Below are 14,918 nucleotides of genomic sequence, written 5' to 3'. Positions count from 1 at the left end.
GCCTCTGAGGTCAGGACGGTGAGGGGGCGGCGTCGACGAAGGCGATCTCCGGGGCGCCACCGTGGTCGAACGGCAGGACGAAGCGTCGCGGCCACGACAGCACGCCCTCCAGCCACCCCGCCCCCATCGTCTGCCCCACGTGCCGCAGCCGCGCCGACGACTCGATCCCGATCGCCACCGTCGTGATGTCCCGCTGCACCCCCTCGTTCTCGTCGTCCCCCAGGATGACCCGCCAGGCCAGCGCCCGGTTCCGGTCCACCTCCATCGACAGCGGGTGGTGCCGCAGCGCCTTGGCACGGTGCCCGAGCAGCTCGGTGTGCACGAGGTCGGGGTTGGCGCCGTTGCCGTTCGGGGGCTGGCGGAAGAGGGCGTACTCCATGGGCGGCGCGGGGCTGCGCAGGTTGGGGGCCGCGTGGCCGTACGGGAAGAGCCTGTCCACCTCGTGCAGCCACCGAACCTGCGGGATCACCCACGAGGCGCCCGGCCGGTCCCCGCCGCCGTCGAGCCCGGCGAGCAACCGCGTGGCGGTCTCGGCGGCCTTCTCGGTGAGCAGGGCGGGGTCGAACCAGCTGCGCAGCGACCAGGCGCGCCGCTGCACCGAGCGTTCGATCAGGGTCGCCAGCAGGCACTCGCCGCGCCGCGCCGGCAGCTCGCCCCAGGCGGCGCCCAGGGCTCGCGGAACGCCGGGCAGCGGCCGGTTGCTGACGAAGGCGAGCACGACCGTGTCGCACCAGATGCGCAGCCAGGCCCACTCGGGGGCGTCGGCGAGCACGTCGGCCTCGCGCAGCTCCACCAGCGTGCACGCCTGCCCGGTACGGCAGGACGCGCCGCACGCCGCGGACCGGCGGCCGCGGATGGGCGGCGGCGGGCCGGGCAGCACCTTCTCGCGGGACTCCCCCAGGGGTACGCGGACCCGCAGCGGCCGGTCCATCCCGTCGGCGAAGACGGCGGCCGAGCCCGGCTGCAGGGAGACCACGTGGCGGGACTGCTCGTCGCTGAGGTTCATGGCGGCGCCGACGAGCTTCCTGTCGTCCTCCGCCGGGAGCCGGTGCACGACCTTCAGCGCGGTGTTCTTGACGACGTCGGAGACGAGCTTGGTCGGGATCTGCTCCGCCACCACGATGCCCTCGCCGTACGCGCGGATCTCCGCCAGCAGCCCGGCCAGCAGCTCCACCGCGTGCGTGGAGGCCCGGCCGTGGCCGCGGTCGCGCAGCAGCCGGTGCGCCTCCTCGATCACGATGACGTGGCGCAGCTCGTGGGACTTCTCCCGGCGGGCCCGCATCCGCAGGTGCTCGACGATCCGGATGATCAGCGTGCCCATGAGGAACGCCTTGTCCTCGTCGTTGGCCACGTCCTCGATCGCCAGCACGACGTCCCGCTCCAGCAGGCCGCCGATGTCGGCGGGGTGGCCGCCCTCGAAGAAGCGCCCCGCCGAGCCGACCCGCAGGGACCGGAGCCGGAGCGAGATGAAGCCCTCCACGTCGGCCTGGACCTCGCGGCCGTAACCGATCTCCTTGATCACGTCCATGGCGTGCTGCTGGAGCTGTTCGAGGGTGGGGATGTTGGGCGGGACGTTCGAGCCCGGCACGGCGCCGCCGGTGACGACGTCCCAGCCGGTGGCCTCGTAGACGCGCTGCAGCGCCAGCGACATGATCTGCGGGAACGGCTCCTCGGCGTCGAACGCCGCCATGAACAGCGCCCTGACCATGTCGATGTGGGCCTGGACGGGGTAACCGGGCTCGGGTTCGAGCGGGTTGATGCTGAACGGCACGCCGTCGGGCGCCGACGGGTTGATGACGGTGACCGGGTCGTCGAGGCGCCCGGCCATGGCGGCGTACTCGGACTTGGCAGGCTCGATGGCCAGCCACGGGATGCGGGCCCGGCTGAGCTGCTCCAGCAGGTGGCGCACCGTCTGCGACTTGCCCGAGCCGGTGGCCCCGGTGACGAACGCGTGCCGGTTGAGCGTGGCCAGCGGCACCCGGAACGTCCCGACCCCCCTGTCCTGCCCGTCGAGGATCTCGCCCAGCTCCAGCTCGCCGCCGTCGGCCTCGGACGTCACGTCGAAGAAGCCCGACTCGAGCACGCGCACCCCCGGGACCTCCCGCCTGGGCAGCCCGGCCAGCGCCGCGAGCGCCCCGGCGGTGGCGGCGAACGGGGCGGCGGCGCCGTCCGTCGGGTCCTGCATGGTGATGGCGAGGGCCTCCGACAGGCCGTAGGCGGCGCCGTGCGAGCTGCGCAGCCGGTACGGGTGATGGCTCATCTCGACCGACCCGACCAGCACGGGAGCGATCTGCCGTAGCTCCTCGGCGGTGGCGCCCCCGGCCAGCACGCGAACGTTCCAGAGCCCGGCCTCCCTGAAGGCGTCCAGCTCCTGCATGCGCCGCTCGGCCCGCTCGGCGTCGAAGCGGGAGCGCTCGGAGGCGTCCCCGTACTGCCTGAGCACGTTGAGCTGGGTACGCAGGTGCGCCACCTCGGCGTCGAGCAGGTCGGTCGGCTCGGCCACCACCAGCCAGGCGAAGGGCCGCGACATGAGCGTCACCAGCGTCGACTCGAACAACGTCGGCCGCCTGAGCTCGTCCGGGTCGAACTCGCGACCCTTGTTCCCCAGCGGCGGCGCCTGGCGGCCCGGGCACGGCGTCCACACCAGGTCCGCCAGGTCGGCGAGATACTCCTCGTCGAGCTGGACCCCGCGCGCCCCGCCCGGGAACAGCAGCGGCTGCGGCCCGCTCGGGCGGCCGGGCGCGTCGGTGGACCTGCGCGGCTGGCGCGGCGGCGACAACGGCCCGGCGTTGGTGATGAGCTCGAGCGGCGCGCCGGATCCCCGCGACAGCCACCCGATGACGAACGGCCGGTCGCGTTGCGCCGCCGACAGCACCGCGGGCAGCACGGTGACGAAATCCCACTCCGCCGACGAGCTTCGCGAAGGCGCTGCGATCGACTGGATTCGATACCAGGGCCCATTCAGCGACACACTCGGCTGCATTTCATTCCCCCACAGACGGTTCTTTGTTAAATTCCGCCAACCGTCAGCTCGTCACGTTGACATTGACCATGTCATTGCCTGCCCTTGCGCCAGTCCAGGCGTGGCGGTGGTGGCCCGAGGTTCGGTGGGGGTTCCCCGTCGGTGCCCTGTGCCTGGGGGTCGAGCGCGAGCACGGCCTCGCGTACGTCCTCCAGCTCGCCGAGCGTGGTCTTGGGGAAGGTCAGGATGGCGGGGTTCGCGTCGGCGAGGCGTACGCGCCTGCCCTGGGCCGTGGCGTCGGTGACGATCACCGAGGTCGTGGGGAGCTGCTGGAGCTGGTGCGGCTCGACGAGGAACTCGCGCGAGCGCTGCAGCACCCGCTCCTTCTCGGAGATCTTGTCGGCGGTCCTGCCCCACTCGGTGGACTCGGTGATGTCGCCGGCCAGATCCGCGAGGTTCTCGTCGCGGTCCTCCGTGCCGTCGTCGTCCATCTGGGAGATCGTGGAGGTGTAGCCGCCGTCGAGGCCGGGCAGCGAGTCGCTGATCGTCTCGGTGAGCTGGGCCAGCTCCAGCCGGTGCTCGGTGCCGACGTGCTCGCTGGCGACGCGCGCGTCCTCGGCGTTGCCCAGCCGCATGAACGCCACCGCCGCGTGCCCCCTGCCGAGCCGCTCCCGCACGGTGGGGGTCAAAGACCGATAAGTCAGGACCAGTCCGGTACGGGAGGTCTCGCAGGCGTCCATCAGCCGGTCGAGCACGTCGCCCCTGAGCTTGTCCGCGCCCGCCACGATGATCGTGTGGTACCAGGGCCGGTCCGAGGCCGGGGACTGGCGCAGGATGTGGGTGAGCGCGGTGGCCACGTACGTGCCGAGCACCCGGTTGCCGAAGGCGCCCGCCTGCCGGTCCATGCTCACCACCCGCAGCCGCGCCGGCGGCAGCCGTACGGCCTCCGAGCCGAGCGTCTCCAGCTTGCGCAGCTGCGACTCCAGCGCCCAGGCCCGCTCGATCACCACCCGCTCGCTCACCCCGCGCCCGAACAGCGTGCCGATGCGCTCCAGCTGGGTGGCCGTGATCAGCCCGAACCTCAGGTCGTCGCGCGGGTCGCCCACCTGCGCGAGCGCCCGCAGCGCGGCCGTGACCTGGCTGATCGTGGCGTTCTCGCCGAGCACCTCGAGCACCCGCTCCAGGATCGCGTTGTCGAAGCTGAGGTCGCGCGTGGTGCGGTGCTCCTCGCTCACGCTCACCACGTGCGCCAGCACGTCCGCGAACGCCTCCGGCTTGAGCGTGGCCCCCAGGTCGAGCTTGGGCAGATCGACCGGCAGCACCCAGACCAGCGGGTCGTCGCCGCCCTTGCGGGCCAGCTCGATCAGGTCCTTCGCGATCGCGCCCTCGGACAGGTCGAGCACGGTCAGGTGGCCGCCGCTGTAGAGCCGCGTGGCGCCGAGCAGCGTGATCAGCGCCGACCAGCCGGGGAGCGTGCCACCCGCCACGTCGATGCGGTCGATCTCGTCCGGCACGGCGACCGCGTACCACGAGAGCTGCCTGTCGTGGCGCTCCTTGGAGTCCTGCCACTCGCGGTAGCGCTGGGCGTGCTCCTCCTGGGCGCGGAACAGCTCCTTGTCACGTTCCTCGCGCCGGCGCTCGTTCCTGGCCTGCTGCTCCAGCACGCGGTACTTCACCGCCCGGTCGCCCTGCAACAGCGCGTAACTGCAGATGCCCGCCACGCCTCCGGCGGCGGAGAGCCCGGCGATCGCGAACGGCCACGCGAGGTAGCCCGCGATCCCGGCGGCCAGGATGAGCACGGCCAGCACCAGCATGAACGTCCGGACGAGCCGCACGGGCTTGTTGAGCATGTCCTCCTGGAGCCGCTCGCGGCGCAGCAGGTCCGGGTCGACGGGGCCGGGCGGGTCGGCGGGCTCCTCGAGCGGAGAGGGGCGCTTGGGCGGCGGGCCAGGGTCGGAGTGCAGCAGGATGTACTGCCAGCCCAGGTAGATGCGGTCCGCCTGGAGCTGGGCATGCTCGGGATGCACGTCCGTCACGTGACCCTCCGGCCGCCGATATGTCGTTAGGAGTAAGGGCCAACCCTTTCCGCTCCGTGACAGCGTATGAGCTTCGAGGCCCGTAGCGGCAGGGTTTCTCGGCAATTCTCCCAGTCCGATGGGAGTATTGCGGCAGATGGGACAAGCGAGACCTACTACCATCCTTACCCATGACGGAACCCTCCGGCGCAAGCAGTGACAAGCCCAGACGCCCGGTAGTGGTGCCCGCCCTTGCCCTGGTGGCTTTCACCGCCATCGGCATCACCGCCCTCCTGGGCGGACTGAGCGAGGCCGCTGAGGAGCCCGAGGCGCTGGGCGCGGGCGCGGTGCTCGATCAGGGCCTGTATGCCACCAAGTTCGTCGAGTCGCGCGTGACGGTGCAGAAGGCCGAGTCGCAGTGGGACGAGGACAAGCGGTTCGTGGAGCTGGTCTTCGAGGTCACCAACAAGGGCGACAAGACCTACCAGGTCGGCCTGCCCCCGGCGAAGCTGGAACAGGCCTTCACGAGCGACTCCTTCGCCGGCTCCCTGGTGAAGATCTCCCCCGCCTTCCCCAAGGACGCGGGGCCGTTCACGTTCGCCCAGGCCAAGGGGGGCGAGACCGGCCAGCTCCACCCGGGGGTGACCAGCCAGGTCATCCTCCGCTACCGGCTCAAGGACAACGAGCAGCCGCCGGAGACGATCACGATGGACGTCGCGTCGTTCGAGTACGAGCCCGGCTTCAGCAGCAACGTCCCGCGCTGGCAGATGGTCTCCAACGAGGACCTCGACACCATGAAGTTCTATCCCGAGATCAAGGCGCGGGTGACTCTTGCGGTCAAGAAGGGTGACGCAACGTGACCGCCACGCAGCAAAGATCAACTGTCGCGCCCCGTCGCCGCGGCAGGAGGGCGGGCCGGGGACCGGGGATCGGCACCCGGCTGCTCAGCGGCGTCGTCGGGCTGGTGCTGCTGGGCGGCGCCGCCTGGCTGCAGACCCTGCACATGGCCGAGGGTGAGATCACCGACCCGATCACGTACACGGGCGCCAAGGGCGAGATGGTGGACGCCCGGCGGTTCTCCCTGCGGCTCGACTCGTTCACGGCCGCGAAGTCGATCCAGAGCGGCAGCAAGACGATCGGGACCGACAACCTCTTCCTCGTCGTCAACGTCACGGCCAAGTCCAGCCTCAAGCCCTATCACCTGGAGCAGCCGGAGCTGCTGACCGCCGACGGGAAGAGGTTCGACGCCACCGACCGGGTCAGCAACGACCTCACGATGGCCATGTCGTGGGTGCAGCCGGACATCTGGAAGAGCGGGCGCTTCTTCTTCGAGGTGCCGTCGTCCGAGCTGGCGGGGGCGCATGTCGTGTTCGGGCTGAACAAGGGGTTCGTGGTGGAGCCGTACCAGCCGGAGGTCGAGGTGGATCTCGGCCTGGACGACGAGGGCGCGCGCAAGCTCGCGGCCTCGCCTCAGGACGTCTACTCGACCGACAAGAAGTGATCTCAGGATGAGCACGAACGAGCGCGACTGGTTCTCGCCCAGGAACGACCCGCGGCGCGAGGACGATCCGGCCCCGCCCCCGCCCAGCCAGGAGCCGCCGCCCGGCCTCGGCAACCACTCCGGCGGCGGCGCACCGCCGCCCGGCCAGGGACGGCGCTCCGGGCACGACCCGCGCCTCGATCAGGACCTGCTCGGCGAGGAGACGGCGCCGGTCCCCCGGGTGCCGTCCGCGGGCGACCTGCCCGGCCGTGGCGGCCGTGGAACGCCGCCTCCGGGCTACGGCGCGCCGAACGGGCCGCAGGAGGCGATGGGCTGGCCTGAAGCGCCTCGGGAGGCGATGGGCCGGCCCAACCCGCCGCAGGAGGCGCTGGAGTGGCCCAACGCGCCACAGGGCCCCACGCATCCCCAAGGCCCCGCCCACGCCCGGCCTCCGGCGGACGCCCAAGGCCCCTCGCAAGGCTTCTCGCACGGCCAGGGCCCGGCGCACGGTCAGAGCCCCGCCCATGGGGAAGGCCCGGCACACGCGCGAGGCCCGGCGCACGGCCAGGGACCGGCACACGCGCAGGGCCCGGCGCGGAGGCCGGGGCTGCCGCCTCGCCCCACCCCGCAGCAGCCCCGCGCCCGGCACGCCGCCCAGCCCGACCAGCAGGTGTGGCCCCCGGCCCCCCGAGAGCCCGTAGGCGGCTCCACACAGCCTCTGCCGGCCGTCCCGGCCGCCATGCCCGTGTCGCCGCAGCAGGGCCCCGGCACGCCCCTCCCGCGCCGGCAGAGCCCCGATCCGGAGCCCGTGGCCCACCAGGCGTCCGGGCCCGAGCCGTCGCCTGAGGCCCCGCAGGAGGCCCCTCCCGGGTCGCGGCGGGCCGCCGCCCCTGGAGGCCGCAAGAAGCGCACGGTGCTGGTCGCCGTGGCCGCCGTCGTCGTGTCGCTGGTCACCATGGGCGCCCAGTCGTACGACGGCTACCTCTTCTACGAGAAGACCACCACGAAGGAGACCAAGGAGACCGTCGTCTCCGCCGGCCAGGCGGCCAAGGTGAAGAACATCGAGTGGCGGGCCACGGTCACCCGCATCGAGATGCCCGACAACCTCCCGTACGGCCCCGAGGTGACCGCGCTGAGGGTGGACATCACCAAGAAGATCCTCGACGCGGGCAGCGTCACCAAGACCGGCCTGTTCACCGAGGCCAAGCTGGAGGACCGCGCCGGCCGCAGCTGGGTCGTGAGCGTCGATCCGCAGAGCGACCGGCCGACGGACCGGCTGGAGGTCGGCAAGGAGTACAAGTTCCTGGCCGCGGCGGTGGTGCCGACCGCGGTGGCGGACGAGGTCGAGCTGTCCTTCAGGCCGAGCAACTACCGTTCGGACACGCCCACGGCGGACCTCTTCAAGCGGGACACAGCGGCCAACCTGGAGGGCGACGCGGACGTCCTGCGGTTCAGACGGCGCTGACCGCTCGGACGTCCCGGAGCCGGCTCAGACGTCCTCGAACGGCTCGCCCCTGAGCCGTGCCCTGGTGGCCGCGAGGTCGTACGTGGCCGCCAGCAGCGCCATCGTGAGCACGGCCACGACCGTCTCGCGCACGAAGCTCAGCGGCGGCCCCTGGAACTGCCACACCCACTCCCGCTCGGTGCCGATGAGCCACCGCAGCCCCCGCTCGGCGTACTCCCCGCCGACCAGCAGGCCCACGTAGCACAGGCACATCATGCCGAACAGCGGGAGGCCGGCCTTGACCACCATCCGCAGCGAGTTGGCCAGCGGCAGCCAGCGGTCCCTGAACCCGCCGGTGAGATGGTCGAACGACTTCTGGGTGAGGTCGTGGGTGCCTTCCAGCCGGTCCACGCCCCGCTCCAGGCGAGTGCCCTTGACCAGGGCGCGGGTCTCGTCGGAGTACGAGCCGAAGACGAGCATCGCCACGGTGAGCCAGGCCAGCGGGACGGCCACGGCGTCGAGGAAGAACGGCCAGGCGTCGCCGAGGAAGCCGGTGACGGTCTCCCACAGCGGCACGTTCTTCTGCGCCTCGGCCCAGAGCTCCTCCGTGCCGGCCACCACGTTGCGGTGCTCGACCCAGTCGGTGCGCGCGGTGCCGATGTAGAGGGTAGCGTTCAGGCCGTAGAAGACGAAGGCGAACTCCGAGAAGGCCGCGCAGAAGCCGTAGAACTTGCCGTTGCCCTCGGTCTTCTCCAGGAGCTTGGCGAAGAGCAGCTTCAGCCCGAACATGACGGCCATCGCCCCCAGCGACACCCGCCAGTCGAGGTCCGTGAGTCCCCGGCCGACCTGGGACTGCTCCCCGAAGAAGGACGCCGACGTCTGGTCGTAGATGTGGTGGAACAGGTCCATCTGGTAGACGTCCCTGGCGTCCTCCGTCTGGAACCCCCACGCCAGGTAGAGCACGGCGAAGGCCGGGGCCACCCGGTCGAGCACCCGGAAGAAGCGCTCGTCCTGCATGCCCTGCTCGGTCTTCGCGCGCATCTCCCACAGGGCGTTGCGCAGGGAGTACAGCATGCCGGCGGTGACCGTCATCACCGACAGAATGATCAACGTGAGCAGCGTCATCACGAGGACCAGGCGGACCTGCCGGAAGTCGCCGTAGGCGACCTCGGTGGCGGCGTAGAGCAGGACGAAGCGGGTCAGCTGACCGGCGGCGTACCAGAGGATCAGTGGCAGGGCGCACTTCCCCGCCAGCCGTAGGGCGTGCAGGGGCAGCGAATACGGCGACGGCATCCCCTGAGCCGGCGTAGGCCCAGGTCGGGGAGGTGCCGCCACACCTGTCGAACCGGACATCTGCAGAATCGTATCGGTCTGTCACACATGTCGCAGCAGCAACCCCGGAAAGCGCGATGCTCCGCATGCCAGTGCGGGTGTGGTCCCTGGGCAGTGACAAAAGAATTATCGGCGGGGAAATGGCGGTCCCGCAGCGGGGCGCGTGCCATTGCTCTATGGAGCCACGGCCCGCACTCGACGCCGATCCCCACGTCGTGGGAGATCGCCTCCGGCGGCTGCGGCACGAGCGCGGCGTGTCGCTGTCGGAGCTCGCCAAGCGCGCGGGCATCGACAGAGAAACCTTGTCGGACGTCGAGACCGGCAAGGTCGACGCGACGGCGGAGACGCTCTGGGCGATCACCGCGCAGCTCGGGGTGCCGATCGGGGCGATACTCGACGCGCCGCCCGAGCCGCAGATCATGCGGGGCAGGGCGATGGAGGCGGAGCTGCTGGAGGTGTTCGAGGACGACCGGATCACGTACGAGCTCTACCGGGTCACCGTCCCGCCGGGCCTCACCCAGACCTCGCCCGCCCACCACGAGGGCGTGAGCGAGCACGTCACGGTCTTCACGGGCACGCTCAGCGCGGGCCCCATGCGCGAACCGCTCACCGCCGGGCCGGGCGACCACATCTCGTGGATCTCCGACGTGCCGCACGGCTACCGCGCGCACGGCCCCGACGTCGTACGCGCCACGCTCCTCATGCGCTACCCGATCAAGCCTTAGGCATTGGCGGGCCGGCACGTGCGGCACGGCCGGTAGCCGGCGGCCCTGGCCTGGGCGATGGTGCGGAAGCCGTGCCGGTGCCGCGGCGTGATGCGCCGGGCGTTGTGGCAGGTCGGGAAGCACACCACGCCCGTGGTGTCGCTGGCCAGGTAGAACACCCGGTCCCCCGCCAGCTCCCGCACCCGCTCCAGGTCGGCGCCCTCGGCCAGCAGCAACCGCTCCTTGGCCGCCGGGCCGAACACGTAGTCCCCCGCGACGCCGTCCGACCGGGTGACGCGGTGGCACGGGATCAGCAGCGGCACGGGGTTGCGGCCGAGCGCCGTGCCCACCGCGCGCACCGCCCTGGGCCGGCCGATCCGCTCCGCGATCCACGAGTACGGCCTGACCTCGCCGCGCGGGATCGTACGGACCGTCTCCAGCACGTCGCGCTGGAAGTCGCTCACCCCGCGCAGGTCCAGCCGCAGGCGGCCCAGGCGCCCCGTGCGCAGCGCGGGCAGCAGCCCGGCGGGCGGGCGTTCGGCGGGCAGCAGCGGGCGGGCGAAGCGCCCTCTGAACGCCTCGGCGAACCCGTCGCCCGGGCGCACGTAGGCCACGCCCTGGTCGGTGAACGCGACCCGCAGCTCCCCGATCGGGCTCGGGACGCGTACCCAGCGGGCCGCGATCCGGTCGAGCAGTCCCTCGGGCGCGTCGGCGGCCAGCGCCGACAGCCCGGCCAGCAGTGGATCGTGGGTCATCGGGCACCTCCCAGTGCGCGCAGCCGCCGCAGTCCCCGCGACACGTGCGACTTGACCGTGCCCTGGGGGATCCTGAGCACGGTGGCGATCTCGCTGACCGGCAGGTCGACGACGTGCCTGAGCACCACCGCGACCCGCTGCTCCTCGGGCAGCAGGCCGAGCAGCCCGGCCAGCTCGTCGCCGGTCTCGCGGCGCACCGCGGCCTCCTCGACGTCCTGACCGGGGTCGACTTCCTCGATCGGCTGGTCCCGCAGCTCCGGTGGCGGCTTGCGGGACCTGGTCCTGGCGCAGTTGCGCCAGACGTTCATCAGGATCGTCATCAGCCACGCCCTCGGCTGGAGCGTGGCGATGCGGTCGCGCTCGTATCCGGCCAGCGCCCTGTACGCACGCAGGAACGCCTCCGCGGTGAGATCCTCGGCGTCGGCCCAACGCCCGCTCAGCCGCAGCGCGGTCGAGAAGACCAGGCCGCGGTAGGCGCCGTACAGCTCGGCGAACCCCTCGTCGAGGTCGTCGAGCAGCGCCTTGCGCACCGGGTCGGGACAGTCGGTTTCTCTCACGTTGGTACAACACCGGCGCGCCCGGATCCGTTGCACCGAAAAGACCCGCGTCCGGATCGGACGCGGGTCTTTTACCTCAGCAGCCTCAGACGGCGACCGCGAGCGAGGAGACCTCGCCCAGCTTCGCCTCGACCTTGATGTCCCTGGTGACGCCGCCGCCCGCGATGATGCGGACGGTCCAGTCGCCGGGGGCGGCGAAGAAGCGGAAGACGCCCTCGTCGGACACCACGACTTCGCCGGTGAACTCGCCGGAGTGGTCGAGCAGACGCGCGTACGCCGTGCCGGCGCCGGTCACCACGCCCTGGATCACGGCCTGGGTGGACAGGTCGATCCCGGCGGGCAGAGTGATCGTCTGCTCCGGCGCTCCGCAACCCTGTGCAGCAGTCATCAGCGGGCCTCCCCCAGCTCGATCGGCACGCCCACGAGCGAGCCGTACTCGGTCCACGAACCGTCGTAGTTCTTCACGTTGTCCTGCTCGAGCAGCTCGTGCAGCACGAACCAGGTGTGCGCCGAACGCTCGCCGATGCGGCAGTAGGCGATGGTGTCCTTGCCGAAGTCGACCCCGGCCTCGCCGTAGAGCGTGCGCAGGTCGTCGTCGGACTTGAACGTGCCGTCGTCGTTGGCGGCCTTGGACCACGGGATGTTGCGGGCGGTGGGCACGTGGCCGGCGCGCTGCGCCTGCTCCTGCGGGAGGTGCGCGGGAGCGAGCAGCTTGCCGGTGAACTCGTCGGGCGAGCGCACGTCGACCAGGTTGAGCTTGCTGATGGCGCCGACCACGTCGTCGCGGAAGGCGCGGATCTTGGTGTCCTGCTCCTGCGCCACGTACTGCGTCTTGGCCCGCTCCGGCACGTCCCGAACCAGCTCGCGGGAGTCGAGCTCCCACTTCTTGCGCCCGCCGTCGAGCAGCTTCACGTTGGAGTGGCCGTAGAGCTTGAAGTACCAGTACGCGTAGGCGGCGAACCAGTTGTTGTTGCCGCCGTAGAGCACGACGGTGTCATCGTTGGAGATGCCGCGGTCGGACAGCAGGGCCTCGAAACCGGTCTTGTCCACGAAGTCGCGGCGCACCGGGTCCTGCAGGTCCTGCCGCCAGTCGACCTTCACGGCGCCACGGATGTGGCCCTTGTCGTAAGCGCTGACGTCTTCGTCGACCTCGACGAGGACGACTCCGGGAGTGTCGAGGTTGGCCTCGACCCAGTCGGCGTCCACCAGGGCGGCGGAGCGGCTCATTTGGAAACCTCCATTTTGGCGGCGGGCAGTAGACGGCGAATGAGCAGGTACATTTCGCAGCCAAGGCAGAATCCGAAGGCTGCGTTGAGGAAGGCGGCGAGGAGAGCCGCCGCCGTGGCCGCGAGGGCCAGCGGCGTGATCCCGGTGAGATATCCGACCAGGCCCGCGATCGCGAAGACCAGCCCCACCGCCTGCGCGAACCGCGGCGGGCGGGCGTCTTCGGTCTCCTTCGGGGCGCTCTTGACGAGCGCCTTGAAGAGCATCGTGTACGGCGAGCGCGCCACGACTCCGAGTGCGAAGACCATCGCCTGGACGGCGAGAAGCCAGGCACTCCCCGTCACCAGGACGAGGGCGAGGACCAGGGTGGTGATGGCCGCGCCGAAGCGCAGCGCTCTAGGATCGGCACGCATCGCGGGATGCTCCTGAAGGGTCGACGGGGCGGACCGGATGTCCGCGGGATCGTCCTCAGGCAGCGCGACAGAGCGCGGTGGTCACGCGGCAGAAATCAACCGCGCGCCGCTTCGTCAGCAGCTCTGTCGTTGGGTACATGCCGAAGACACTACTCGGCGTCTCGTCATCTGTCACATCTCGTCCGGTTGGTGAGACGATTCGTGAGACGACGTCGGCGACACGGCCGCGGCGAGGGCCGCCAGGACGTCCGCCTTGCGGGGCTGGCCGGCGGCCCTTTTCACGATCTTTCCGCTGGTGTCGAGCACCAGGACCGTCGGGGTGCGCATGATGTCCAGCCGCCGTACGAGGTCGAGCCGGGACTCGGCGTCGATCTCGACGTGGGCCACCCCCGGCACGATCCCGCTGACGTCGGCCAGGATCCTTCTGGTCGCCCGGCACGGCTGGCAGAACGCGGTGGAGAACTGCACCAGCGTCGCCCGCTCGCCCAGACCTGCGCCGAGGTCGGCCTCGGACAGCCGGTCGCCACCCGTGTCACGCACCCGTCCGTCGCGGCGCAGGCGAACCACCCCGATCACAGAGCCGAGCGCCAGAGTCGCCAGCGCCACCCACCAACCAGTCATCTCCCGATGCAACCACGCGCACCCGCGTTTACTTCCGCACCGGGATCCTGATCAGCACCTTCTCCTTCTGGTCGACCACGTAGAACGCGGTGATCTCGGACATGGGCAGCGTCGTCGACCGCTTGAAGACGGCCTTGTCCTGGTACGCCTCGCGGCTGATCGTCCAGCTCTCCGTCAGCTCGTGCCGCCCGCCGGCCACGACGAGGAGGCTGCAGGTCGTGTCGACGGGCACGCCCCGCACGCTCACGTCCAGCTCCGTGCCGCTGCCGCCGGGCCAGACCGACACGGTGGCGGAGTACTTCTCGGCCCTGTTCACGCCGGAGAACTTCAGGCCCTCGGCCATCTTGAACGGCGACGCGGACGGCGACGCTGACGGCGCCGCCTTGCTGGGCCGTTTGGCCTGCGGCGTCGGCTCGGCCAGCCGGCTCAGCGGCGCCTGGTCGGACTCCGAGGCCGAGTCCCGCATCGTCTGCGGCTCCTCGGTGGACACGGGAGCCGCCACCCCGGAGGCCGCCTGCTGCTGGGTGCCGCTGTTCACGACCGACACGATCGTGCCGCCGACCCCCAGCAACGCGACGGAGGCGGCCGCCACCAGCAGCAGCCGGCCGCGCCTGTTGCGCTTCGCGCGGGCGTTCAGCAGCCGGTCGAGCACCTGCCGCGGCGGGCTTGCCACCAGCTCCACGTCTCGTTCGGACACCTTGCCAAGAAAGGAGGCCACGCCTTCGAGGTCGAGCAGCTCGCGGCCGCACTCCTCGCAGGTCGCCAGGTGGTTGTCGATCTCCAGCGCCTCGTCGGGGTCGAGCGCGCCCAGCGCGTGCGCGCCCAGGGCGAGCCTTACCTCCTCGCACGTCATCATGGCGCCAACCCCCGCTCCTCGAGGGCCAGTTTGAGCGCCCGCAACGCGTAGTAGGTGCGGGATTTGACCGTGCCCGGCGGTATGCCCAGCGTCGCCGACGCCTCCTTCACCGATCGCCCCCGATAGTAGACCTCCAGCAGCACCTCACGGTGCTCCTGCCTGAGCACGGCCAGCGCCTCGGCCACCGCCCACGACTCGACGGCGCGCTCCAGGTCGTCGTCCGCCGGCATGACGGCCAGCGCCTCGTCCCCGGTCTCCTGCGGTCTGGCCTTCTTGGCCCGATGCTGGTCGACAACAAGGTTCCGGGCCACCGTGAACAGCCACGCGCGCACCGGCCGGCCCGAGAGGGCGTCGGGATGTCGCCAGGCCCGCAACAGGGTCTCCTGCACGACATCCTCCGCCCGCCCGGAATCACCGGTCAGCCGCAGGACGTAGCCGTAGAGTGGCCCGGCATGCTCGTCGAAGAGGGTTCTCACGAGTTCCTCATCCGCGGTGCCGGCTGCGCTCACAGGCCCTCCTTCGTCGGGCCTGTGAGCGCTGCGCTGCTGTGCCGAT

The 14,918-nt window shown here is 71.2% G+C and carries 15 protein-coding genes; 4 read left to right on the top strand and 11 right to left on the bottom strand.

The window, feature by feature from the left end; translation table 11 throughout:
• Positions 1 to 10: 10 nt before the first annotated feature.
• Positions 11 to 2,887 carry an ATP-binding protein gene (locus tag ACIHFD_RS26715; protein WP_397369164.1) on the bottom strand — a complete coding sequence of 959 codons (2,877 nt, stop codon included), beginning with the start codon at positions 2,885 to 2,887 and terminating at the stop codon, positions 11 to 13.
• A gap of 167 nt (positions 2,888 to 3,054) precedes the next feature.
• Positions 3,055 to 4,998 carry a hypothetical protein gene (locus tag ACIHFD_RS26710; protein ID WP_397369163.1) on the bottom strand — a complete coding sequence of 648 codons (1,944 nt, stop codon included), beginning with the start codon at positions 4,996 to 4,998 and terminating at the stop codon, positions 3,055 to 3,057.
• Positions 4,999 to 5,168: 170 nt separating this feature from the next.
• On the opposite strand from ACIHFD_RS26710, the gene ACIHFD_RS26705 reads away from it, so the two are divergent.
• Genes ACIHFD_RS26705 through ACIHFD_RS26695 form a run of 3 tightly spaced genes read left to right on the top strand, consistent with a single transcriptional unit; the run spans position 5,169 to position 7,922 of the window.
• A complete protein-coding gene (locus ACIHFD_RS26705; protein ID WP_397369162.1) occupies positions 5,169 to 5,837 on the top strand; it encodes a hypothetical protein in 669 nt (222 codons plus the stop codon).
• Positions 5,834 to 6,478, top strand: a complete 645-nt coding sequence (locus tag ACIHFD_RS26700) for a hypothetical protein (protein ID WP_397369161.1) — start codon at positions 5,834 to 5,836, stop codon at positions 6,476 to 6,478. Before ACIHFD_RS26705 ends, ACIHFD_RS26700 begins: the two co-directional genes overlap by 4 nt.
• Before the next feature lie 7 nt (positions 6,479 to 6,485).
• The gene (locus ACIHFD_RS26695) at positions 6,486 to 7,922 is read left to right on the top strand and encodes a hypothetical protein (RefSeq protein ID WP_397369160.1); all 1,437 of its coding nucleotides are present in this window, start codon (positions 6,486 to 6,488) and stop codon (positions 7,920 to 7,922) included.
• Between the two features lie 24 nt (positions 7,923 to 7,946).
• Here ACIHFD_RS26695 and ACIHFD_RS26690 read toward each other — a convergent pair whose 3' ends face one another.
• The gene (locus tag ACIHFD_RS26690; protein WP_397369158.1) at positions 7,947 to 9,194 is read right to left on the bottom strand and encodes a hypothetical protein; all 1,248 of its coding nucleotides are present in this window, start codon (positions 9,192 to 9,194) and stop codon (positions 7,947 to 7,949) included.
• Positions 9,195 to 9,409: 215 nt separating this feature from the next.
• Between ACIHFD_RS26690 and ACIHFD_RS26685 the strand changes: the two genes are divergently transcribed.
• A complete protein-coding gene (locus ACIHFD_RS26685; RefSeq protein WP_397369157.1) occupies positions 9,410 to 9,958 on the top strand; it encodes a helix-turn-helix domain-containing protein in 549 nt (182 codons plus the stop codon).
• Here the strand turns inward: ACIHFD_RS26685 and ACIHFD_RS26680 are convergent.
• The 8 genes from ACIHFD_RS26680 to ACIHFD_RS26645 all read right to left on the bottom strand — a co-directional run bounded on the left by ACIHFD_RS26680 (position 9,955) and on the right by ACIHFD_RS26645 (position 14,872).
• Positions 9,955 to 10,692 (bottom strand): methylated-DNA--[protein]-cysteine S-methyltransferase, encoded by a 738-nt coding sequence (locus ACIHFD_RS26680; protein WP_355204254.1) that lies wholly within the window; start codon positions 10,690 to 10,692, stop codon positions 9,955 to 9,957. The two genes, ACIHFD_RS26685 and ACIHFD_RS26680, sit on opposite strands and share 4 nt — an antisense overlap.
• On the bottom strand, positions 10,689 to 11,249 hold the full coding sequence (locus ACIHFD_RS26675) for an RNA polymerase sigma factor (RefSeq protein ID WP_350733193.1): 561 nt from the start codon (positions 11,247 to 11,249) through the stop codon (positions 10,689 to 10,691). The genes ACIHFD_RS26680 and ACIHFD_RS26675 overlap by 4 nt, the downstream gene beginning before the upstream one ends.
• An 85-nt stretch (positions 11,250 to 11,334) precedes the next feature.
• Positions 11,335 to 11,637 carry a DUF1416 domain-containing protein gene (locus ACIHFD_RS26670; RefSeq protein WP_185070393.1) on the bottom strand — a complete coding sequence of 101 codons (303 nt, stop codon included), beginning with the start codon at positions 11,635 to 11,637 and terminating at the stop codon, positions 11,335 to 11,337.
• Entirely contained in the window at positions 11,637 to 12,476 is an 840-nt protein-coding gene (locus tag ACIHFD_RS26665) for a sulfurtransferase (protein WP_350733191.1), read from the bottom strand. Before ACIHFD_RS26665 ends, ACIHFD_RS26670 begins: the two co-directional genes overlap by 1 nt.
• The gene (locus ACIHFD_RS26660) at positions 12,473 to 12,886 is read right to left on the bottom strand and encodes a DUF4395 domain-containing protein (RefSeq protein WP_364258928.1); all 414 of its coding nucleotides are present in this window, start codon (positions 12,884 to 12,886) and stop codon (positions 12,473 to 12,475) included. The genes ACIHFD_RS26665 and ACIHFD_RS26660 overlap by 4 nt, the downstream gene beginning before the upstream one ends.
• Before the next feature lie 171 nt (positions 12,887 to 13,057).
• Complete coding sequence (locus tag ACIHFD_RS26655; RefSeq protein WP_397369156.1) at positions 13,058 to 13,507, bottom strand: thioredoxin family protein; 450 nt, start codon at positions 13,505 to 13,507, stop codon at positions 13,058 to 13,060.
• Between the two features lie 28 nt (positions 13,508 to 13,535).
• On the bottom strand, positions 13,536 to 14,363 hold the full coding sequence (locus ACIHFD_RS26650; protein ID WP_397369155.1) for an anti-sigma factor family protein: 828 nt from the start codon (positions 14,361 to 14,363) through the stop codon (positions 13,536 to 13,538).
• Entirely contained in the window at positions 14,360 to 14,872 is a 513-nt protein-coding gene (locus ACIHFD_RS26645) for a sigma-70 family RNA polymerase sigma factor (protein ID WP_350733182.1), read from the bottom strand. Before ACIHFD_RS26645 ends, ACIHFD_RS26650 begins: the two co-directional genes overlap by 4 nt.
• Between the last annotated feature and the right edge of the window lie 46 nt (positions 14,873 to 14,918).

The organism is Nonomuraea sp. NPDC051941 (genome assembly GCF_044593615.1).
This window is presented reverse-complemented; position numbering and strand designations above follow the sequence as displayed.